Origin of the sequence: Mesorhizobium koreense, from assembly GCF_031656215.1 — a bacterium.
Lineage (GTDB): Bacteria > Pseudomonadota > Alphaproteobacteria > Rhizobiales > Rhizobiaceae > Mesorhizobium_L > Mesorhizobium_L koreense.
Map to the genome: position 1 here is coordinate 4,172,459 of NZ_CP134228.1, position 19,311 is coordinate 4,191,769.

Below are 19,311 nucleotides of genomic sequence, written 5' to 3' on the forward strand. Positions count from 1 at the left end.
CTGATCAAATTCATAGATAAGTAGTCGAAATCAGCATCCCATTCCAACCTCTTAATATAGCGTGCTAACCACAGTCCAGATCGTTCCCACTCACACCTCTCCAAATCGTTCGACGAGCTCCCGAGCACTCCTGCAGTTCCAGCGCTCGAAAACATCCTTGGACGTTAGCCGGACAGTGGCACGCCATTTCCCTTGCCCGATGCTAACCTGTTTGATGGTTTTCATCTCTTCGGCCGGTACAAGCCAACCGTTCCAGAGAAGTCCATCCGTAGGGTCAACGACAGCGCCTAACGCCAGCTTTCGGAGTGAACCTGGAAGAGTTGAAAACGAAAAGGAAAAACGCACATGAGGCGGTGCTATTCGTCGGCTTGCGAAAGCGACCGAGACACAAACTGCCAAAAGGCGACCTTTGACCCTATCGAAGACCATTATTTCGTTACTCGAAATGCTCAAGGGATCGGTATAAGGTCGATACCTACCAAGGGAGCGCATCCTTAGGCATGATAGAACTATGTTCAATCCAATTTCGGCTGACTGATCGCGAGTATATAAATATTTTTGTATGTAGTAATCTTCTTCATTCATAGATGTACAAAAATTTTAAAGTCACTCTTTAGTCAATACACTTTCTGACAATAGCCTTTCCTGCAGCTCCCAATCCCCTGGAAGCGGACAATTGTTGAGGACCAACTGCCGATCAAGATGGTCCGGAATTTTTCCCGCACGTATTCGATTCTCGATAGTTGGGCTCAAAAACGCTAGTGTAATTCGTCTGCTTATCGTCGAAGGCGACACTCTCTCAGTAACGGCAATCTCGGCGAGGCTCCGGAACGTTTCGTTGCAAAGGCCGGCATACCAATTTTTTGCTCGAGCAACCTCTTCGAGAATATCATCGGCGCGCTGCCTCCTTGAGCGTCTGCCGGGCACAATCGCGCATAGTTGCTTGCCCTTTCTCCGAAAAACAGTGGGATGTTGGATTGTCACAATATCATTTTTATTCTGGTTCTCACGGCGGCTTGATGCGCCGAGCAGCGCGGCTCGAAGTTTAGCCTTGGAGATTGCGATCGTTGTGAATTGATCTCCGATCGTCACCTTTGAGATCGCATCTGCCATGTTCTGGCTACCTTCCGAGGCAGCACAATTGTTCTGAAGAGCCTTCTCGCGGCGGGCCTCTGTAGCGTATTTCAACCGGTCGCTGGCGGACGTCAAAATATTGGCAAAGAGCCATGTGTGATCGGCAATTCTTGCCGCGACAGCCTCGGACACTTCTCGATCTAACTTATCACAGGGGATTCGTACGCGTTCGCCGACCGGCAGCCGTTGTGATGCTGCGGTCGCGTAATAGCGATATTGTTTTCCCTTCTTGAACGTCGATGAGCGTGTAATCCGTCGTCCCTTAGCATCGAAAATTTTCCCCAGGAGAACTGCAGGCGAAGAACTTCGGCCCGGGCCGTGCCTGCGCCGCCCAGCTTCAAGGGCTCTCGACGCCGCCAGCCACAGATCTGTTGGGACGATTGCATCATGAATTCCGGCGACAACGCCGTCACCACAGCGAATCTTCCCTCTGTAGAGAACATTGCGAAGAATGGCATAGAGAGCACCGCGCGAAAAAGGTTTGCCGCCTCCCCTTCCCCCTTTCCCATAAGGGCGGATTTTGGAGCGAATTCCATCATGCTGAAGCTCGAGCCTTAGATCATCAACCGATCGAAGATCTACATATCGGCGGTATATATGGCGTACGTGTTCGGCTTCCTGTTCATTGACGAGAAGTGAGCCCTCCTTGGCATCGTAACCAAGCGGTGGATGGCCGCCCGTCCAAAGCCCTCGCCGCCTTGAAGCCAGGATCTTCTCCCGTATTCGTTCCGATGCGATTTCGCGCTCAAACTGCGCAAACGAGAGCAAAATATTCAAACTGAGCCGACCAACTGAATCAGCCGTGTTGAGATGCTGAGTTACGGCCACGAATGAGACATTGTGCCGATCAAGCATCTCGGCAAGCTTGGCGAAATCCATCAGCGATCGGGTAAGGCGATCGATTTTATGGATCAGCACGACATCGATGTGCCCGCGTTCGATCTCGCGGATCAGTCGCTTGAGGGCCGGACGCTCGAGATTGCCACCTGTGAAGCCCCCATCATCAAATTGCTCCTCGACGGGAGCCCACTCCTCGTGGCTCTGGCTCTTAATGTAAGCAAGACAGGCGTCTCGCTGAGCATCGAGCGAGTTGTATTTGAGGTCCAATCCTTCATCAGTCGATTTGCGCGTATAGATTGCGCAACGCTTCATCGACGATGCCCCTCGATCTGATCCGCTAGACCAAAAAACCTCGGTCCAGGACGCTTGCAACCCGTGATAAAGCTGGCCACGGCGGTGAGACTGGAGAATTTCTTGCCGTTATAGACATACTGGTCCTCTGTCGTTCGGCGCACTTCGTGGACCGTGCCTTGCCATTCCTTCAACAGCAAGCTGCCAGGCGGAGGACCGACGGTTATCGATTTTATGAGGGCCGGCTTAGCGCTCACATGGATATTTTTGTGCCGCATGGGCACATTATGGCAAATGCACTGCTTATGCCAGCAGATTGCTCGGTTAAGAAGATTTAAATTTAGGCTTCTTGGCGCAGATGTGCCAGTAATATCGACATATGATACCCTTGCCTCTTCAATCGATACGCACTCTACATTTTTACTCATATACCAGCTCCGTTCCGATGGAATGATTGCTCCGATTCATCTTACATTCAACTCCTAATGTGTAGCGGAATTTTTTCTATTTAAATTTCGATTTCTGATTGAGAAAGGACTTGTAATGGCACCATCTAGGGAAGTAACAGACAATGATCTTTCGCTAGAACGGGCCGGCGGGTCCGTGATCGGGATATCGCGAATGCGCATCAAAAAATTAATTCGCCTAAAGCACCGCTTGCCACTTAACGGTGACAATGACGCCTGCGTCAAAATCTACGCGCTATCTCCTTACGAACCTGACATTCTCCATGGAACCGACAGCTACGTCTGCGAGGTGCCTATGCCCGGAAAGGGCCCCAAACTTTTCAATGTTGTCTCTCTGGAGGAGGCCGCCAAAGAGATCGCCGAGCTTCAACATTGTGATCCGGACGTATTGCTTAGCCAACTTCTGGCCCAGCCTCGCAGCCGCGAGACGTTATAATTGGCTGGCCAGGAGACGACAGAGGTCATCGGCCGCTCGAGTCCCGGCCAACGTCAGCGCTCGCACAGCTCAAGCTGCCCAACGACGGGGCGTTCGCCGAGAAGCCGTACGACGTGGTGGGTGCCGCCGCGTGGACGCACCGGCTGCGAATGACCCATACAAGAGCTCGCCGGACTCTGCCGCCATGTGACTTCATGATCCGTTCCAGGTTGGGTGACCGTATTCCATGAAATATCGAATTCTTGCCGCCGCAAGCCTGTTTGCCATGGCTGGGTGCAGCACCGTGAATGAGTACTATCCAGGCTCTCAAGTGGTCGTCGTTGATAGGGCGGAATACATGGCCAGAAAGATAAAGACGAGCAGCGACAATTCGTGGATGGCTACACCCAACATTCCGTCGGCCGCTTCTCTCTTACCCGACCCGGCGATCTATGAGAGAAACGTGAGGGCGATCGAGAAGGCTAGCGAGTGCCCTGTCATCGCCGGGACCGTGCAGAATGCATTTCACACGACCTATGCCGCAGTCGATTGCAGCTCTACGCCGCCATCTCAAAAATCATCTTGAACGTCCCGGCGCTGACTGGTCACCGGGTCCCGGAATATGCGACGGTGATTTGATCACTTTCGTTCCGACTTATCCACCCCCCGACTGGAGCCCGCATAATACCTCCAATGCACACGGAGGTTTTCTATGCTGCCTTTCTATGTCGTTCTTGGATCGGTCCTCGTTCTCAGCGTGCTGAGCGGTGCCGCAGCGATTGCTCTAGCCTTCTCACACGGTCGCCTGGATGCGTGCCGGCGACGCACGGTCGATCGCCTGACGCAAATTGCGTTCATCGGCGCGGCAGGTATTGTTGCCCTGCTATATGCGTTCTTTCCGGGCTGAGGGGCCATGTCACGTTTCGCTCTCGCGATTGCTGCCGCTTGCGTGCTGGGCACCGTGGCCATGCCTGCGGGTGCCGCAGAATGGCCTGTCTGCCATGGCGGCAACCGTGCCGCGCGTCACGTCACCTGCGTCGTTGATGGCGATACGTGGTGGCAGGATGCATCAAATACCGCCTGGCATGTGTGGATGCGATCGAGATCGAAGACGCGCATGGGGTTGAGGCACGAGATGAGTTGCGCCAGCTTCTCGGCCGGCCAGACACGCATGTTCGTGATCTCGAGATCAAGGACCGCTATCGCCGATCACTTGCCATGATAGCCGTGGGCGATACTACTGCCGGCCGCATCCTTGTTTCAAAGGGCCTGGCGGGGCGGAAGGATTATCGCGATACCCGAAACTGGTGCCATCGCCTGTAGCGCTGATCTGGGATAAACAGCTCCTCTGGCCCATTGGGGAGACTGCCTTGGGTAACCCAGCTGAAGAGCTGAAAGCGGCGATGGTGGAGCGCCTTCGGGCCGATGCAGTCTTTTCTGCGCGAGTTGATAGGATACTCGCGACGGAGCCACGGGATCAGCCAGCAGCCTGGATCGGCGCGACGGCCTTTGGTGCCGGAAATGGTGCGATCGACCTCATAGCCACAGTTCACGTCAGGATTAGCACCGGAAAGGAGGCCGCTTCGACTCTGATCGATGCAGCGTGGGTAATATTCGCCGAAACCCCGATTGTGAATGGTGTTTCCATCTCCTCGTGGCGGCCCGACTACCACGAGGTACGGCTTGATGAGGAACACTCCGCCTATCACGGCTTGGCCAGATTCCGAGCCGATGCATGGGTAACGCCGTCGTCCACCTGAACGGGCATCTATTCCAGCTCTCAAAATGCGTTGATGATTCTCTGAACAACCGGTCATCTGGGTGTCCGAATACCCACCTATAGTTGCCGAAGATTGTAGTGGCGAGCTCTGGCCAAGTCTCACAGCCGCGACACGTTGTAATTGACTGGCCCAAGGACAACAGAACCCGTCAGCGCCGCTGGAGTCCCGCCCAACGTTGCTGAGCCCAAGCCCAATAGGTCAACCGCTTTATGAGCTCACCGTTATTTCCATTCGAAGCGATTTGAGCTTCCGGCGGAAGCCGTGCTTGGATCCTTGGATATTTAGCGGCAGGGCCAGCCTGCTGCCGAGGAGATGGTCTTCTAGGTACCATGGCGCATTATCAGAGAGCCAAGATATTGCGGCGTTGTCGCTCAACCATTTGGTTAAAATCTGTTCATCCTCCGGCGACATGATCATCTTCCCAGCTGAGCCGCGGTAGATGCGGAAATCCATTACCTCCGCCAACAAGCAGGCCAACGAGCGACGAAGGGTCGAGTGGCTGATACTATTTCCGAGATGATTGCCCACAATGCGTTTGCGCAAATTGCTTCGGCTTTCTTTGCCTGCTCGGCTCGGGCGCCTGGGGGCAATACCAATATAAAGAAGTCGATACTCATCTTTTCCTAATGTTCCCTCCAATGGGACAATAGCCAACTCACCCCGGAACCACCATGCATAAATCCCAGCCTCTGCTGGGACGGTTTCTGAATCTTTGAGTAGCATTGAAACCGGTATCAACTTGTCAGGGCAGAGTAGTGCCTGTGGTGCGGCGGTTAGATTATAAGTCATATCAATCTCCATGATGCGTCGCTTGTTGGCTGCCCTCGCTGTGCATGACAGCACCGGACCACTTCCTGCAGCAATGCTCGATTATTACTTATCGTCTATGGAGAATTCACCACTAACGCCGCCTTTCTGGCCGGATGGAGGCCCGAAAGAGAGTTGGGGTTAATATTCAGCGTTTACGCCGTAGGCTCGACTTCACACAGGAAGAGCTCGGCGAGCGCGCCGACGTCCATCAGACCTATCTCAGCCAGGTTGAAGGTGGACGTCGCAATCCGTCTGTGGATGTGCTGGAACGGATTGCGAAAGCGCTGAAGGTCGATATCGTCGATCTCTTCAAAAAGGCATAGCGGGGTATGCCCGCGAAATGGTAAGTGCGAGATAGTGCGCTCCCTATGCCAGTACGTAACCTTCAACAGCCGCGGTTTTCTGCGGAGAGGCAGTGTGGCCGGTTTGACGGAGCAGCGGCGGAACCTGTTTCCCCTTCTCTCCCGATCAAGGGACATCCTTCCTTCGTTCAAAGGCAATTCGGCCGGCTGCAACAGTTCAACTCCGGATCCAAGCCTGGAGCGCACAGACCGAAGCTTCACTCCTCCGGCGCCCGGACAACCGGTCGCACCGGCACCGAGCAATCCCGGTAACATGCGAGGCACGCCGGACAAAAAAGGGGTTCCACCTTTTCGAGGAGATTATGGCAAAGCGAGCCAAGAGCGTCGACGGAATGCTCGCCAAAGTGAAAGCCCGGAAGCGTTGGAACTGCGATGACGGGCAAGTGACGCTGCTTATCGCCCGTCCGGTTCGCCATGCGGGCTTTTTCTTACGCGGCAAAGACGAGCCCGATGGCAACGCCCAGCCCAATGGCGATGCCTGTCATCAAATTGCCGGCAAGGTGAAGGGCCCAAATCAGTGCCATTGGGCGCCAATCCTAGTTCGCCTGCGCCTGCAGGACGCTGATCAAATCATCAGGAACCTGTTCCATAGCGCACTCTCCTTAGCCGAGGCGATCCCTTGTGTAGATCGCGCCTAGCGAAGCCGAGTTGTGTAGATATGCTGTAGATCAGCCGATTTTTCGGCTTTTCCGTACTCTGCTAAGTGCTTGGAAAAATTGGCTCCCCGGGACGGCCTTCTAGCGAAATCGAGCTGCCGTTGATAGGGTAGGAAATGATAAGGTAAATCTGTTAGCTGGCGGTAAGGGCTCCCTCGGGGCAGCAGCACCATTACAGTGTACCTGATGATGGCCCGTCGGTGTACCTCATGTCAAGCGGTGGCGAGGGCCAAAAGCTGCCGGTCAATGTGGATGGGCTCGGGGGCGTCTGCCCACAACTCGTCAAGATGCGCCGCCCGCTTGGCGAACAACTCGAGGTCCTCAAGGTGCAACGGGGCGGTGTCTTCCACGTATCTCCTAGAAGCCGCTGTAGGTTGCCAGGAGGCTGTCCACGCGGTGGAGGCGGAGGGCCCGCCCTATGTTCCGGTCTTCGTGCGCATAGTCGAGAAGCCATAGGCTGTAGGACTGCTTGCGCTCCTCGGGGAGGAAGCCGAACACGATCTCGATGGTCCGGGCCACTCGCTGAACGCGAGGTCTGACGGTCTCGGCGCGGTACCGCCTCACAGCCTCTCGGCTTGCCTCTTGCCCTTCTGGAGTTGCCCGATATTGCCTCGCGCGTTCACGATTCTCCTCTCTATGCTCCCGGTCGTACCGCCTCACGGCCTCTCGGGTCTGGCTCCGCGCCTTCTCAGGATTGGCCTCCCGCCACCGCCGCATGTACTCACGGTTCTTCGCCCGTCTTTCCTCAATCGTCATCGCCATCAGTCGGCTTCTCCTTGTCTCTGTTGAATGTGGGGAGATGCTGTCCTCAGCCGATGGCTTGCGGGAAGGGGCCTCGCGTAGCCCTCTCCGATGTCATTGTCGCTTTAACCGCTTCCATTTAGGGTGGTCCAGTGACAAGCCTACCAGTGGCGTAGCCGGCTGGGTTCATTCACGGGCCTCCTTCGAGGTTGATGGGAATTGCAGGCGGTATAGGCGCGGTTCATGTCAGGACGGACGGTAAAGCCAAGAGGGCCGCTAACGCCGCTCCTAGCCGTGGCGGCTAGTATCCGGATAGATCCTACCGTTATCAATAGCTGCCGAAGATGGTCGTGGGGGGCCTGCGCTTCTTTTTCTCGTTCCAGATGATCATCTGCGAGGTAGCGTCGACCTGGTCGTCGTTGCGTCCATTGGGGAAAGCAAGCAGTTCCGCCTCGTATTCACCCACCCAGTTGGCGTTTTTAGGAAGGTGAACAATTCCGGCTTCGAACTGGTCGGAGGCCAAAGAGGCGCGCATTCCCTTCGGGCCTTCCGGTTTGAACGAAACGATTTTCACCCCTTGAAGACGAAGATCCTGCGCCACCGAGATTCCGGATCCTTTGTCCTCAATCAGAATGATTGCCGAAGGGTGGGCCGCTGCCTGGGCAACGATCTTGCGCTTAAGGTCAGGATAGATGAGGCGATCCCGGATGACGTTCAGGATGTAGTAGCCGGTCTGAGTTACCAGTACCTCAAGGCAGACGCTGTAGTCGGCGCTATCGCTATCCACCATAGCGGTATCCCAGCTGAAGATGTGCCGGTCGCCGGCCTTCATCGCCGGTCGTTCCAGGTAATAGTGGAACCAACTGTTCTTGAAGATGCCGCCTTCCAGCGGCACCGGCTCCTGCAGCATCTGGGCGGCAAAGCGGCGAGCGCCCATGCGTTCCTTTTCGCGAAGGACGATGCCGAGCGGCTCGCGCACCGCCTGCAGCGGCTCGCCCTCCTTCCATGTGTAAATGCGCTTTCCGCCAAGAGGGAAGATTTGCGTCCGGTCAGCAATCGCCGGAAGCCGGACGTGCCGGGTGCCTGGCATCTCCAGAACGACGCCCGCGGGATCATCGACATGAAGCCGCTGCTGCGCCAGAACGACCTTTACCTTGCGCTTGTCGTTGGCGCGCGAGAGAAGCGAAGACTTGATCCAGTTGGCCGCTTTCTCCCTCGCCGCGTCCGACTCCGCTTCGTCCGCCTTCATTGCGTCGTCAATGACGGCAATGTCGGCGCCGATGCCGGTGATCGCGGAGCCAACCGAGGCCGTACGGCGATAGCCGCCCGCTGTCGTAAATGTCCCCTGCTCGTTGCCCCGGCTGATAAATGTCCTGGGAAAGAGACGGCAGTACCATGGTGCGTTCATGACCTGCCGCGTTTTCAGCGCAAGGTCCTCCGCCAGGGCCAGGCTGTTTGAAGCGCAGATCATCTGCAGGTGCGGCTTCAGGCCGAGGAGATAGGCAGGAAGGGCGATCGACAGGATGATGGACTTCAGGGACCGAGGTGGCAGATTGGTGACGAGGTGAAGGTCCTCGCCTTCGAGGAAGTCGATCGCCTCCCGGCAAAGATACTCGATATGCCAGTTCGAGACGAGGGGATCCGCGGGCCTGAGCTCGCGATAGACGCGCTCGACAAATCGAAAAAAATCCGCCCGTAGGACATGGTCATGGATGGCGCGAGGCGTGACCGGTACATGAACCGTCATCGTGCCTCCTCGCCCGGCCAGCCGGCAAGCCGGAAGTCGATCCGGCGCGCCGTCGGCCGCCCCTCTATCTTTGAGGTTATCGGAGGACAAGGCGTTGCCTTTAGCATCATCAGCGCGAGGGCGGGGTTCAAGACTACCCAGTCGCCGAAGAATCGTTGCGTCTCGTTTGCCTCTTCATCACTGACGGGTTCCTCCGGCAGCGGAGGAACCAGCAGGTTAATGCCGTAGACTGCGGAGAGGCGATTGAGTTCAGTCCAGGCCTTCAGATCGCCCTGGACGGCTTTCAACGCGATTTTTCTGGCGGCTGCTTCCCAAAGCGATATTTTTCTCCGCGTACCATCGGGAAACGTCGCATCGACCTTGAAGTCCAATATCTCCTTCAGGATGACCGCATTGCTCCTTCGGCCCTTGGGGCGGCCCTTTTTACGGGCCGCCTGATTACCCTTTTGGAAGCGCGTCGCAAGCGGCGGATGGCCGTAGCCCACCTGATAGCTACCATCGGCCGCCATGTCGTCGCGGCCAAGGCCGTCTCCACCCGGCTCAAGGCCTTCATCGTCCTTTTTGCGGCTCATATGCTTGCCCTCCCAGGAAAGTAGACCACGCGCGACGTCGGCGTCCGGCCAGGCCGGACAGTCATTCGTTCCTGAGCTCGCCGCTCCTGCCGTTCTCGAAACGTCTCACCGGTGTCCTCGAAGATCGCGTCGTCCTGTGCATAGACCTCCCAGCGCCGCACGATGATGTCGACGTAATGCGGGTCGATCTCGATGAGCCGGGCTCGTCGGCCGGTCTTGTGCGCGGCAATGAGCGTCGAACCGGAGCCGGCGAAGAAATCGAGAACAATGTCGCCGCGAGTCGAGCAGTCGATCAGGGCGTCCGCCAGCATTTCTACAGGCTTCACCGTCGGGTGCATTGCAAGGCTTTCCAACCGCCCTTTCCCACCAGTGTTGAGACCGGGATATTTCCAGACATTGGTGCGATACCTGCCCCCTTCGCCCAGCCCGAAATTGTTCTGATGCGGCGCGTCCCCCTGTCGGAAACAGAAGATCAGCTCGTGCTGCGAGCGGTAGAAGGACCCCTGTCCGCCGACCATCTTGTCCCAGACGACCAGGTTCTTCAGTCCCAGACCTGCCTGCTCGCCAGCGTCGAGGATCTCGCGCATATGCCGCCAATCCATGAAGTAAAAATGGATGGCGCCGTCTCGGCAAAATGTGACCGCATTGGCGACGGTGGCGGCAAGGAACGCGGTGAAATCTGAACGCCCCATCTCGCCGACGCCCATCTCGAAGTCGGGGTGCTTTATGCGGCCGTTGCCGCCGATCTGCTTGGCGCCAAGGTTGTAGGGGGCGTCGCTGATGACGATCGCCGCTTGCTCTCTTCCCATCAGCGTCCGAAAGGTCTCAGGATCCCGGCTATCCCCGCAAACGAGCCGATGTGTTCCCATCCTGATGATGTCGCCGCGTCGTGATACGGCAGGGCCCTTGCGCAGCTCCGGCATCGCCTCATCGCGCGGCGACGGTCCTTTCTCCTCCGGAGCAAGATCCATTTTCAGCTGGTCGATTTCCGCGGCATCAAAACCCGTCAATGGAAGGTCCAGGTCAACATCGAGCCGGACGATTTCGTCGAGCATCAACTGCACGCGCTCAATGTCCCAGGTCGAGCCCAAACCCAGCTTGTTGTCGGCAAGGATAAAGGCACGTTTTTCTGCCTCCGAAAGCCCCTCGACGACGACGCAGTCTGCCTCCACTATTCCTTCGGCCAAGGCTGCTACTCTCCGAAGATGGCCGGCCAGGATGACGCCGTGTTCATCAACCACTAGCGTGCCGATAAAGCCGAGTTCTCTGATAATTTTCTTCATCCGCCGGACCTGTCGCGGCGGGTGGACGCGCGGATTGTCCGGCCATTCCTTGAGCCGCCGCAGATCGCGGCGCTCGATACGAGTCGATCGCATGTTCCGCTCCATGAGCTGACTACGCCCGCCGAAACGGGCTTTGAATTTTCCAGAAAAGAACTGCAGCGAGACTCCCTCTCGAGCTGCAGCATCGATGGGCATCCCGCCCAGGACTGGCCAGCCGCTCCGCCCCATTTCCGGCCTTCCGCCTCCGTGCACGTCCCGTGTCACTCAGGCAAAAGCAAGCTGGTTGGCGACAAGTTTAAGCGGCCGATATAAGGCTCGGCAAGAGGAAATCATACATTAGATATCCCTCATGTAATCTCCAGACGCCAGTGCGGTACGTCGCGTAGTAACTATTCGTTATTGCCAGTTATATTGTGTAAAATTCAACGTTTACGCAGCGCGATATCTGCTCTTTATCGGATGCCGCATTTGACGCGCGAAAGGACAGAATTCCCGCAGCTGAGACCGGCTATTCGCGTTTCTGGCGCTTAGAATTCCCGTATTTCTGTAAACGGGAATTCGCCTTCTAACATATTCATTAGACTTATCTATCTGGGCGGCAAATTGACCTTCTTGGCCGAAAATGCGCAAAAATTCCCGTTTTCCCGGAGAAAATCGGCCGGAGACCGGTCCGCTCAGGACTACCAACACAGCCAACTCCGTCAGGTCCGTGCCCTGTCGCCGCGCGCCTCGCCGCTGATGAGGGTGTTGATCAGTATTTCAAGATCCGTCGGCAACGAGGCGACCGTCAGGTAGCCCGCGTCGATTTCAGCAAGCCGTTCCGGATCAGTCATGTCGATGCCACGAAGCTGCGCCAGCCCCGTGATCCCCGGCCGCAGCGCGGCGACATCCCGCCGCCGCCTTGCCTCCACGAGGACCGTCTGCTCCGGCAGGCAGGGTCGCGGCCCGACGAGGCTCATCTCGCCTTTCAGCACGTTCCACAGTTGAGGAAGTTCATCGAGCTTCGTGTGGCGCAGGAACCGGCCGATGGGTGTGATCCGCGAGGTCGATACCTCGTGCGTTGGAACCGAGGCCGTACCTACATACATGGTCCGCAATTTGTGACAGCGGAACTCGACGCCGTTTCGACCCACTCGCGTTTGCGAGAAGACCCCCGGTCCGGGTGATGTCCACCGTATCGCCAGGAGTGCAATCAAGATGACAGGCGACAGAAGGAGCAACCCAAGTGCCGAGATCGCGACATCCAGGATACGTTTCGATCTATACGTACCCTGGATCATTTCGATGGGATTCTCCGCTCGCCGTGACCGGCTAAGCTATAAATGCACATACTGCAATCAAGTGTGAGACCTTCAGCCTTCGCCCAACCTTTCACCACGGCCCATTCAGTGATAACGAGCCCTTCTCACGAAACAACCCCCCAACAAATTTGGAGACTGACGCATGCGGATTGCCATGATCGGCTCGGGTTATGTCGGCCTCGTCAGCGGCGCTTGCTTTGCGGATTTCGGCCATGAAGTCGTCTGCGTCGATCTGGACGAGACGAAGATCGAGAAACTCCGGCAGGGCGTGATCCCGATCTACGAGCCTGGCCTGGATCAACTGGTGGCAGACAATGTGGCCGCAAAGCGGCTCTCCTTCACAACCGACCTCGCCGAGGCGGTCGTCGGAGCGGAGGTCGTGTTCATCGCAGTGGGGACGCCGTCGAGACGCGGCGACGGCTACGCCGATCTTTCCTATGTCTATTCCGCCGCGGCCTCGATCGCGAAGGCCATCAGCGGCTTCACCGTCGTCGTGACCAAATCGACGGTGCCGGTCGGCACCGGCGACGAAGTGGAGCGGATCATCCGCGAGACCAACCCAAAGGCCGACGTCGCGGTCGTCTCGAACCCCGAATTCTTGCGTGAAGGCGCGGCGATCGAGGATTTCAAGCGGCCAGACCGGATCGTTGTCGGCGCTGACGAGGAGCGGGCGCGCGCCGTGATGAGCCGCGTCTACCGGCCGCTCTACCTCAACCAGTCGCCGCTCGTCTTCACCAACCGGCGCACGGCCGAGACCATCAAATACGCCGCCAACGCCTTCCTTGCGATGAAGATCACCTTCATCAACGAGATGGCGGATTTCTGCGAAAAGGCAGGCGCAGACGTCCAGGACGTGGCGCGGGGCATCGGGCTCGATAAGCGCATCGGCTCGAAATTCCTGAACGCCGGTCCCGGCTATGGCGGTTCCTGCTTCCCGAAGGATACGATGGCGCTCGTCAAGACGGCGCAGGATCTCGGCACGCCGGTCCGGCTGATTGAGACGGCGGTCGCGGTCAACGACCAGCGCAAGCGGGCGATGGGCCGCAAGGTCATCACGCTTTGCGGCGGCAATGTGCGCGGCAAGACCATCGCCGTGCTCGGCCTCACCTTCAAGCCCAATACGGACGACATGCGCGAGGCGCCTTCGATCGCGGTCGTGCAGGCATTGGTCGACGCGGGCGCCCGCGTCCGCGCCTATGACCCGCAGGGCATGAAGGCCGCGGCGCACCTGCTGCCGCCGATCGACTATACCGACAGCGCCTACGAGGCGTCGGAGGGAGCCGACTGCATGGTTATCGTTACCGAGTGGAACGAATTCCGCTCGCTCGACTTCAAGCGGCTGAAAAAGAGCATGAAGACGCCGGCGCTGGTCGATCTGCGCAACATCTACAAGCGCACGGAGATCGAGAGTCAGGGTTTCGCCTATGAAAGCATCGGGCGGCGATAGGTGCGGAACGTAGATGGCGCTGGAATTCGATATGAGTTTTGAGCCGGCCTATGGCGAGGCCGTCGCTGTAGCGCCCGATATATTGCGGCTCACAGTGAACAATCCGAGCCCGTTCACCTTCCACGGCACGAACAGCTACATCGTCGGCCGCGATACGCTTGCCGTGATCGACCCTGGCCCAGAAGACGAGGCGCATTTCCAGGCACTCCTCAAGGCGATCGCCGGACGGCCGGTCAGCCACATCTTCGTCAGCCATACCCACCGGGACCACTCGCCGCTGACGGCGCGGCTGAAGGAGGCGACCCGGGCCACGGTGGTCGCGGAAGGTCCGCACCGCCCTGCCCGGCCTTTGCGCATCGGCGAAACCAATCCGCTCGACGCCAGCGCCGATACCGACTTCCGGCCCGACCGGAAACTCGCGGACGGCGAAGTCGTCTCCGGCGACGGCTGGGCCATCGGCGGCGTTTTCACGCCCGGTCACACGGCAAACCACATGGCGTTTTCTCTTGAAGGCACCGGCATCCTGTTTTCGGCCGACCACGTCATGGCATGGTCTACCTCGATCGTCGCTCCGCCGGATGGCGCCATGTCGGACTATATGGCCTCGCTCGACCGGCTGCTCGACCGTGACGATCGGCTTTATCTTCCGGGGCATGGTGGACCGGTCGCCAAACCGGCCCAGTTCGTGCGCGGTCTGAAGGGCCATCGCAAGATGCGTGAACGCGCCATTGTCGAACGGCTGCAGGCAGGCGACCGCACCATTCCGGAAATGGTGAAGACGATCTACCGCAGCACCGATCCGCGCCTGCACGGCGCGGCCGGGCTCTCGGTCCTGGCGCATCTCGAGGATCTGGTGGGGCGCGGGGAGGTGGCAACCGAGGGCGAAGTCGCCATCGATTCGATCTACCGATTGGCTTGACCAGCCATCTCGATATCGAGCGCACCGAGGAAGCCGGAAATGCTGGCGGCATTGTAGCCGAAATCGCCCTCGCCGTAGCGTGAGGCCGAGCGCATGTCGACATAGGTCGATTCGCCTTCGTCAGTGAGGCGGATCGCCACGTCGGAAGGAAAACCGAGCAGGAAAGTCCTCGTCACGGCCTCAAGCGTATACTCTCTCTCCCCGTCGACAAGTGGCGGGTGGTAGACGATTTTCCACCCCTTGCCGGCGATCACCTGATCCACCGCGCTCAATACATCATCAGGCGACGCGTTATAGCGACGACCGGTGATTTCGGGATAGGCGGCGACCTGACGGGCCGCCGCCTCGCTACCGATCGGCCGCACCGGATTCATGTGGTCATGCCTCGCCTTTGCCGCCACGGCAAACACCGGTGGGCTTACGAGGTCCGTCGAAATGTCGTTCAAACGGGGATAAAAGAAGACCCTGATCCCTGTGACGGCGAACGGCGCCAGTACCAGCAGGGAGACCAGAACGGCAACAACTACCGCGCCACCGCCGCGATCGCCTCTCACCCACACCCGGCGAAAGCTCACCGCCACGAGCAGAAGGGCCGCGACGGTAAGAGCCGCGACCAGCAGCAATATCCAGAGGAAATCGAAAGTGTCGATGAACTGCTGGCGATGGCCGAGCGCAGACACGACAAAAAGCACTAGAGAAAACAAGGCGATCCGGCGCGACCATAAAGCCGCGCCGGATGTTTTCGGTTCAAAGCGTACTATCACCCGGTAAACCAGGGTCTCTGGAGTTTCAACTCACGCGGCTCCCGCCTCCTCCGTCGGCAGGCGGTAGTCCTTGAAACGGTCGCGCAGCGTCGTCTTCTGGATCTTGCCGGTCGCGGTATGCGGGATTTCATCGACGAAGGCCACGTCGTCGGGCATCCACCATTTGGCGATCTTGCCTTCCATGAAACCGAGGAGTTCCTCTTTCGAGGGGTTCTTCCCCTGCTTCCTGACGATCACCAAAAGCGGGCGTTCGTCCCAGCGTGCATGTCTGACGCCGATCACCGCCGCTTCCGCCACGTCCGGGTGCCCGACCGCGAGATTCTCCAGGTCGATGGTTGAAATCCATTCGCCGCCCGACTTGATCACATCCTTGGCGCGGTCGGTGATCTGCATGTAGCCGTTCTGGTCGATATGGGCGACATCGCCGGTGTCGAACCATTCGTCCTCGTCGAACTGATCCTTGCCGGCGCCGCCGTAATAGGCCCGCGACACGGCCGGCCCACGTACCTTGAGCCTTCCGAACGTCTTGCCGTCCCAGGGCCGTTCGTTGTCCTCGTCGTCGGTGACCTTCATCTCGACGCCGAAGGGCGGGTAGCCCTGCTTGACCTTGATATCGAGTTGGTCGTCGCCGGCGAGCGAGGCATACTCCGGCTTCATCGTGCCGAGCGTGCCGAGCGGCGACATCTCGGTCATGCCCCAGGCATGGATGACGTCCACGTCATAATTGTCGCGGAACTTGCGGGTCATCTCGCGTGGGCAGGCCGATCCGCCGATCACCACCCTGTTCAAGTAGGGCAGTTTTTTTCCGGTTTCCTCCAGATATTGAAGGAGCATGAGCCATACTGTCGGCACCGCGCCCGAACAGGTGACCTTCTCCGTATCCAGAAGCTCGTAGATCGAGGCGCCGTCCATCTTCGCGCCGGGCATGACCATCTTCGCGCCGACCATCGGCGCGCTCTGGGCAAGGCCCCAGGCGTTGGCGTGGAACATCGGCACGACGGGCAGGATCGTATCACGCGAGGAAAGCCCCATCGCGTCGGGCTGTACCGCGATCAGTGCATGGAGCACGTTGGAGCGATGGCTGTAGACGACGCCCTTCGGGTCCCCCGTCGTGCCCGATGTATAGCACATGCCGGCGGCGTCATGCTCGTCGAGGTCTTTCCACCGGTAGTCGCCGTCCGTTTCCGCCAGCCATTCCTCGTAAGGCACAGCAGGCAGGGAAGTCTGGGGCATGTGCGCCGCGTCGGTAAGGATGATGATTTTCTTCAGCGAAGGGATGTTCGGCGCGATCTTCTCGACCAGCGGCACGAAAGTGAGATCCACGAAGAGGCATTTGTCCTCGGCGTGGTTCATGATCCAGGCGAGTTGGTCCGGAAAAAGGCGCGGGTTCAGCGTATGATAGATGCCGCCCATGCCCATGATGCCGTACCACGCCTCAAGATGACGGGCGGTGTTCCATGCAAGCGTGCCGATGCGGTCGCCCTTCTTATAGCCATCACGATCGAGCCGCTGGGCCACCCTTAGCGCCCGGTCGCGGACCTCTGTATAGGTCGTCCGCACGATCGGCCCCTCGATCGACCGCGAGACGATTTCGCGGCGTGGATGCTGACGTGCCGCATAGTCGATGATCTTGCTGCACAGCAACGGCCATTCCTGCATCAGTCCTTGCATATTGTTCCTCCCGAAACCGATCTTGACCCATTGTGTCGCGAACGGATCGAAAGTCCAGCGTTTCAACATATTTGACCATTGGCGTTTCGTCTCAGCCAAGCGTTCCCGTTGCCACAATTGAGCCATTCTCGCCGTTAAGGTCTGTTAATGGGTGGCGTGGGCGAGTGAGCGATATGAGGCTCCGATGGACGCGTCGAACGTAGTGGCGGACGAAGCACCCCGCGAAACACCCGCTGTATCAGCAAATAACGATGGGCAGGTTGCCGAGAAGCCGGACACGATGGGCTTCGAACTTGCGCTGCAATTGCAGGACCTGCAATCCTCCGGTTTCGAGGCGGCGGTGACGGCGGCGGTCGACAGCGTCGGCGGCGAAGTGCTCTTCGACATGCCACTGCCGGCGGAGACGGACTGCCAGCGCGTGGCGGCGGTATCGGTCGGTTCCGGCGAGGAGCGGGCGCTGGTGCTGGTGATGCTGCCGAAGGACGGCGAGGCACTGCGCGTCGAGACGGTCGAGGAAAGCAGCCATCCGGTCGCCGGCATCGTCGCCGCCTATGTCGGACTGATGGACCATCTGGCGGTCGCGGCCTGATCGGACCAAGCGAGGCCTGCGTCTTGCACCAGCGGCATCGTGACCCTTAACGCTTGTCGCCGGAGCCGCTACAGTCACGCCTTCCCTCGGAGGCGATCATGGCTGAAACGCGACCCCTTACCAATCTGCAGACCCGCGACATCGAAGCGGTGCTGCATCCCTATACAGCACTTCACAAGCTGAAGACGACGGGCACGCTCGTCATCGAGCGCGGTGAAGGCATCTACGTCTACGACACGCACGGCAAGGCCTATATCGAGGGCATGTCGGGCCTGTGGTGCGCGGGGCTCGGCTTCGGCGACAAGGAATTGATCGACGCGGCGGCGAAGCAGCTCAAGGAGCTTCCCTATTACCATATCTTCGGCGCCAAGGGCATCGAGCCGGCGATCGAGCTTGCCGAGAAGCTGAAGGAGATCGCGCCGGTGCCGATCTCGAAAGTGTTCTTCACCTCGTCGGGCTCGGAAGCCAACGACACGCAGGTGAAACTCGCCTGGTATCTCAACAACGCGCTCGGCCGACCCAACAAGAAGAAGATCATTTCGCGCCAGAAGGCCTATCACGGCGTCACCATCATGTCGGCATCGCTGACCGGCCTTCAGGCCAACCATGCAGCCTTCGACCTGCCGGTCGATCGCGTGCTACACACCGACTGCCCGCATTATTACCGTTTCGGCCGGGCCGGCGAGAGCGAGGCCGAGTTCACGGCGCGCATCGTGCAATCGCTGCGCGACCTGATCGAGCGCGAAGGCCCGGACACGATCGCGGCGATGATCGCCGAGCCGGTGATGGGCGCCGGCGGCGTCATCGTGCCGCCCAAGGGCTATTACCCGGCGATCAAGGAAGTACTCGACGAGTACGACATCTTCCTGATCGACGACGAAGTCATCAACGGCTTCGGCCGCACCGGAAACTGGTGGGGCAGCCAGACGCTCGGCATGACGCCGAAGACGATTTCCGCTGCCAAGCAGATGACGTCCGCCTATGCGCCGCTCGGCGCGGTGATGGTGCCGCAAGACATCTATGACGCCTATGTCGACCAGACTTCCAAGATCGGCACGTTCGGCCACGGCTTCACCTATGGCGGGCATCCGCTCGGCTGCGCACTCGGCGTCAAGGCGATCGAAATCTATCAGAAGCGTGACATCATCGGTCATGTCCGCTCGCTCGCGCCGGTTTTCGAGAAGCGGATGAGAAGGCTCGGCGAACACCCGCTTGTCGGCGAGGCGCGCTATTGCGGGCTGGTGGGCGGCGTCGAACTCGTGGCCGACAAGAAGACGAAGCGCTCCTTCGACCCGACACAGGGCGTCGGCGCACAGATGGCGAAATTCGCCGAAGGCCACGGCGCCATCCTGCGCGCCATGGGCGACACGATCGGCTTCTGCCCGCCGATGATCATCACCGAGGCGGAGTTGAACGAATTGTTCGACCGTACGGAAAAAGCGCTCGACGACGCGGAAGCCTGGGTCGGCAAGGAGGAACTTCGCGCGGCCTGAGGCTGGAATGCCTTGATCCCGAACCTAT

The 19,311-nt window shown here is 58.8% G+C and carries 22 protein-coding genes; 11 read left to right on the forward strand and 11 right to left on the reverse strand.

Features of this window, described 5'->3' with window-relative positions:
* Positions 1-606: 606 nt before the first annotated feature.
* Both RBH77_RS19830 and RBH77_RS24040 read right to left on the reverse strand, forming a co-directional pair.
* Positions 607-2,286 (reverse strand): recombinase family protein, encoded by a 1,680-nt coding sequence (locus RBH77_RS19830; RefSeq protein ID WP_311029282.1) that lies wholly within the window; start codon positions 2,284-2,286, stop codon positions 607-609.
* Positions 2,283-2,693, reverse strand: a complete 411-nt coding sequence (locus tag RBH77_RS24040; RefSeq protein WP_371832805.1) for a DUF2924 domain-containing protein — start codon at positions 2,691-2,693, stop codon at positions 2,283-2,285. Before RBH77_RS24040 ends, RBH77_RS19830 begins: the two co-directional genes overlap by 4 nt.
* Positions 2,694-2,886: 193 nt before the next feature.
* Between RBH77_RS24040 and RBH77_RS19835 the strand changes: the two genes are divergently transcribed.
* The 3 genes from RBH77_RS19835 to RBH77_RS19845 all read left to right on the forward strand — a co-directional run bounded on the left by RBH77_RS19835 (position 2,887) and on the right by RBH77_RS19845 (position 4,054).
* A complete protein-coding gene (locus RBH77_RS19835) occupies positions 2,887-3,168 on the forward strand; it encodes a hypothetical protein (RefSeq protein WP_311029283.1) in 282 nt (93 codons plus the stop codon).
* 226 nt (positions 3,169-3,394) lie between these two features.
* Positions 3,395-3,733 (forward strand): hypothetical protein, encoded by a 339-nt coding sequence (locus RBH77_RS19840; protein WP_311029284.1) that lies wholly within the window; start codon positions 3,395-3,397, stop codon positions 3,731-3,733.
* 126 nt (positions 3,734-3,859) lie between these two features.
* Positions 3,860-4,054, forward strand: coding sequence for a hypothetical protein (locus RBH77_RS19845; protein WP_311029285.1), 195 nt, complete (start codon positions 3,860-3,862; stop codon positions 4,052-4,054).
* Positions 4,055-4,170: 116 nt separating this feature from the next.
* On the opposite strand, the gene RBH77_RS19850 is transcribed toward RBH77_RS19845, so the two are convergent.
* The gene (locus RBH77_RS19850; RefSeq protein ID WP_311029286.1) at positions 4,171-4,320 is read right to left on the reverse strand and encodes a hypothetical protein; all 150 of its coding nucleotides are present in this window, start codon (positions 4,318-4,320) and stop codon (positions 4,171-4,173) included.
* Here RBH77_RS19850 and RBH77_RS24045 point away from each other — a divergent pair.
* Complete coding sequence (locus tag RBH77_RS24045) at positions 4,252-4,470, forward strand: thermonuclease family protein (protein WP_371832889.1); 219 nt, start codon at positions 4,252-4,254, stop codon at positions 4,468-4,470. The genes RBH77_RS19850 and RBH77_RS24045 overlap by 69 nt on opposite strands.
* Positions 4,471-4,517: 47 nt before the next feature.
* Complete coding sequence (locus RBH77_RS19855; RefSeq protein WP_311029287.1) at positions 4,518-4,907, forward strand: hypothetical protein; 390 nt, start codon at positions 4,518-4,520, stop codon at positions 4,905-4,907.
* Between the two features lie 228 nt (positions 4,908-5,135).
* Here RBH77_RS19855 and RBH77_RS19860 read toward each other — a convergent pair whose 3' ends face one another.
* Positions 5,136-5,717, reverse strand: a complete 582-nt coding sequence (locus RBH77_RS19860) for a GIY-YIG nuclease family protein (RefSeq protein WP_311029288.1) — start codon at positions 5,715-5,717, stop codon at positions 5,136-5,138.
* Between the two features lie 134 nt (positions 5,718-5,851).
* Between RBH77_RS19860 and RBH77_RS19865 the strand changes: the two genes are divergently transcribed.
* Entirely contained in the window at positions 5,852-6,061 is a 210-nt protein-coding gene (locus RBH77_RS19865; RefSeq protein ID WP_311029289.1) for a helix-turn-helix domain-containing protein, read from the forward strand.
* 341 nt (positions 6,062-6,402) lie between these two features.
* Positions 6,403-6,738, forward strand: a complete 336-nt coding sequence (locus RBH77_RS19870; RefSeq protein WP_311029290.1) for a hypothetical protein — start codon at positions 6,403-6,405, stop codon at positions 6,736-6,738.
* Positions 6,739-7,113: 375 nt separating this feature from the next.
* On the opposite strand, the gene RBH77_RS19875 is transcribed toward RBH77_RS19870, so the two are convergent.
* From RBH77_RS19875 to RBH77_RS19895, 5 genes are all read right to left on the reverse strand, one after another.
* On the reverse strand, positions 7,114-7,518 hold the full coding sequence (locus RBH77_RS19875) for a hypothetical protein (RefSeq protein WP_311029291.1): 405 nt from the start codon (positions 7,516-7,518) through the stop codon (positions 7,114-7,116).
* 307 nt (positions 7,519-7,825) lie between these two features.
* Positions 7,826-9,244: a phage terminase large subunit gene (gene terL / locus RBH77_RS19880; RefSeq protein ID WP_311029292.1), complete on the reverse strand. Its 1,419-nt coding sequence runs from the start codon at positions 9,242-9,244 to the stop codon at positions 7,826-7,828.
* Positions 9,241-9,816, reverse strand: a complete 576-nt coding sequence (locus tag RBH77_RS19885) for a DUF5681 domain-containing protein (RefSeq protein WP_311029293.1) — start codon at positions 9,814-9,816, stop codon at positions 9,241-9,243. Before RBH77_RS19885 ends, terL begins: the two co-directional genes overlap by 4 nt.
* On the reverse strand, positions 9,813-11,327 hold the full coding sequence (locus RBH77_RS19890; RefSeq protein ID WP_311029294.1) for a site-specific DNA-methyltransferase: 1,515 nt from the start codon (positions 11,325-11,327) through the stop codon (positions 9,813-9,815). The genes RBH77_RS19885 and RBH77_RS19890 overlap by 4 nt, the downstream gene beginning before the upstream one ends.
* 473 nt (positions 11,328-11,800) lie before the next feature.
* Positions 11,801-12,379, reverse strand: a complete 579-nt coding sequence (locus RBH77_RS19895; RefSeq protein WP_311029295.1) for a sugar transferase — start codon at positions 12,377-12,379, stop codon at positions 11,801-11,803.
* Positions 12,380-12,542: 163 nt separating this feature from the next.
* On the opposite strand from RBH77_RS19895, the gene RBH77_RS19900 reads away from it, so the two are divergent.
* The gene (locus tag RBH77_RS19900) at positions 12,543-13,847 is read left to right on the forward strand and encodes a UDP-glucose dehydrogenase family protein (RefSeq protein WP_311029296.1); all 1,305 of its coding nucleotides are present in this window, start codon (positions 12,543-12,545) and stop codon (positions 13,845-13,847) included.
* 13 nt (positions 13,848-13,860) lie between these two features.
* On the forward strand, positions 13,861-14,766 hold the full coding sequence (locus RBH77_RS19905) for an MBL fold metallo-hydrolase (protein WP_311029297.1): 906 nt from the start codon (positions 13,861-13,863) through the stop codon (positions 14,764-14,766).
* On the opposite strand, the gene RBH77_RS19910 is transcribed toward RBH77_RS19905, so the two are convergent.
* Both RBH77_RS19910 and RBH77_RS19915 read right to left on the reverse strand, forming a co-directional pair.
* The gene (locus RBH77_RS19910; RefSeq protein ID WP_311029298.1) at positions 14,751-15,470 is read right to left on the reverse strand and encodes a DUF1499 domain-containing protein; all 720 of its coding nucleotides are present in this window, start codon (positions 15,468-15,470) and stop codon (positions 14,751-14,753) included. The two genes, RBH77_RS19905 and RBH77_RS19910, sit on opposite strands and share 16 nt — an antisense overlap.
* 90 nt (positions 15,471-15,560) lie before the next feature.
* Entirely contained in the window at positions 15,561-17,201 is a 1,641-nt protein-coding gene (locus RBH77_RS19915; RefSeq protein WP_311029299.1) for a fatty-acid--CoA ligase, read from the reverse strand.
* A 184-nt stretch (positions 17,202-17,385) separates the two neighbouring features.
* On the opposite strand from RBH77_RS19915, the gene RBH77_RS19920 reads away from it, so the two are divergent.
* Both RBH77_RS19920 and RBH77_RS19925 read left to right on the forward strand, forming a co-directional pair.
* Positions 17,386-17,790: a hypothetical protein gene (locus RBH77_RS19920; protein ID WP_311029300.1), complete on the forward strand. Its 405-nt coding sequence runs from the start codon at positions 17,386-17,388 to the stop codon at positions 17,788-17,790.
* Between the two features lie 98 nt (positions 17,791-17,888).
* Complete coding sequence (locus RBH77_RS19925; protein WP_311029301.1) at positions 17,889-19,283, forward strand: aminotransferase; 1,395 nt, start codon at positions 17,889-17,891, stop codon at positions 19,281-19,283.
* Positions 19,284-19,311: the final 28 nt, after the last annotated feature.

What these genes read in the sequence shown, in the direction of transcription:
- RBH77_RS19915 (WP_311029299.1), bottom strand. Translation starts at nt 17,201, where the DNA reads ATGCAAGGACTGATGCAGGAATGGCCGTTGCTGTGCAGCAAGATCATC.
- RBH77_RS19845 (WP_311029285.1), top strand. Translation starts at nt 3,860, where the DNA reads ATGCTGCCTTTCTATGTCGTTCTTGGATCGGTCCTCGTTCTCAGCGTG.
- RBH77_RS19860 (WP_311029288.1), bottom strand. Translation starts at nt 5,717, where the DNA reads ATGACTTATAATCTAACCGCCGCACCACAGGCACTACTCTGCCCTGAC.
- RBH77_RS19830 (WP_311029282.1), bottom strand. Translation starts at nt 2,286, where the DNA reads ATGAAGCGTTGCGCAATCTATACGCGCAAATCGACTGATGAAGGATTG.
- RBH77_RS19835 (WP_311029283.1), top strand. Translation starts at nt 2,887, where the DNA reads ATGCGCATCAAAAAATTAATTCGCCTAAAGCACCGCTTGCCACTTAAC.
- RBH77_RS19900 (WP_311029296.1), top strand. Translation starts at nt 12,543, where the DNA reads ATGCGGATTGCCATGATCGGCTCGGGTTATGTCGGCCTCGTCAGCGGC.
- RBH77_RS19865 (WP_311029289.1), top strand. Translation starts at nt 5,852, where the DNA reads ATGGAGGCCCGAAAGAGAGTTGGGGTTAATATTCAGCGTTTACGCCGT.
- RBH77_RS19895 (WP_311029295.1), bottom strand. Translation starts at nt 12,379, where the DNA reads ATGATCCAGGGTACGTATAGATCGAAACGTATCCTGGATGTCGCGATC.
- RBH77_RS24040 (WP_371832805.1), bottom strand. Translation starts at nt 2,693, where the DNA reads ATGAGTAAAAATGTAGAGTGCGTATCGATTGAAGAGGCAAGGGTATCA.
- RBH77_RS19905 (WP_311029297.1), top strand. Translation starts at nt 13,861, where the DNA reads ATGGCGCTGGAATTCGATATGAGTTTTGAGCCGGCCTATGGCGAGGCC.
- RBH77_RS19925 (WP_311029301.1), top strand. Translation starts at nt 17,889, where the DNA reads ATGGCTGAAACGCGACCCCTTACCAATCTGCAGACCCGCGACATCGAA.
- RBH77_RS19875 (WP_311029291.1), bottom strand. Translation starts at nt 7,518, where the DNA reads ATGGCGATGACGATTGAGGAAAGACGGGCGAAGAACCGTGAGTACATG.
- RBH77_RS19920 (WP_311029300.1), top strand. Translation starts at nt 17,386, where the DNA reads ATGGACGCGTCGAACGTAGTGGCGGACGAAGCACCCCGCGAAACACCC.
- RBH77_RS19850 (WP_311029286.1), bottom strand. Translation starts at nt 4,320, where the DNA reads ATGCGTGTCTGGCCGGCCGAGAAGCTGGCGCAACTCATCTCGTGCCTC.
- RBH77_RS19890 (WP_311029294.1), bottom strand. Translation starts at nt 11,327, where the DNA reads ATGGGGCGGAGCGGCTGGCCAGTCCTGGGCGGGATGCCCATCGATGCT.
- RBH77_RS19885 (WP_311029293.1), bottom strand. Translation starts at nt 9,816, where the DNA reads ATGAGCCGCAAAAAGGACGATGAAGGCCTTGAGCCGGGTGGAGACGGC.
- RBH77_RS19840 (WP_311029284.1), top strand. Translation starts at nt 3,395, where the DNA reads ATGAAATATCGAATTCTTGCCGCCGCAAGCCTGTTTGCCATGGCTGGG.
- terL (WP_311029292.1), bottom strand. Translation starts at nt 9,244, where the DNA reads ATGACGGTTCATGTACCGGTCACGCCTCGCGCCATCCATGACCATGTC.
- RBH77_RS19870 (WP_311029290.1), top strand. Translation starts at nt 6,403, where the DNA reads ATGGCAAAGCGAGCCAAGAGCGTCGACGGAATGCTCGCCAAAGTGAAA.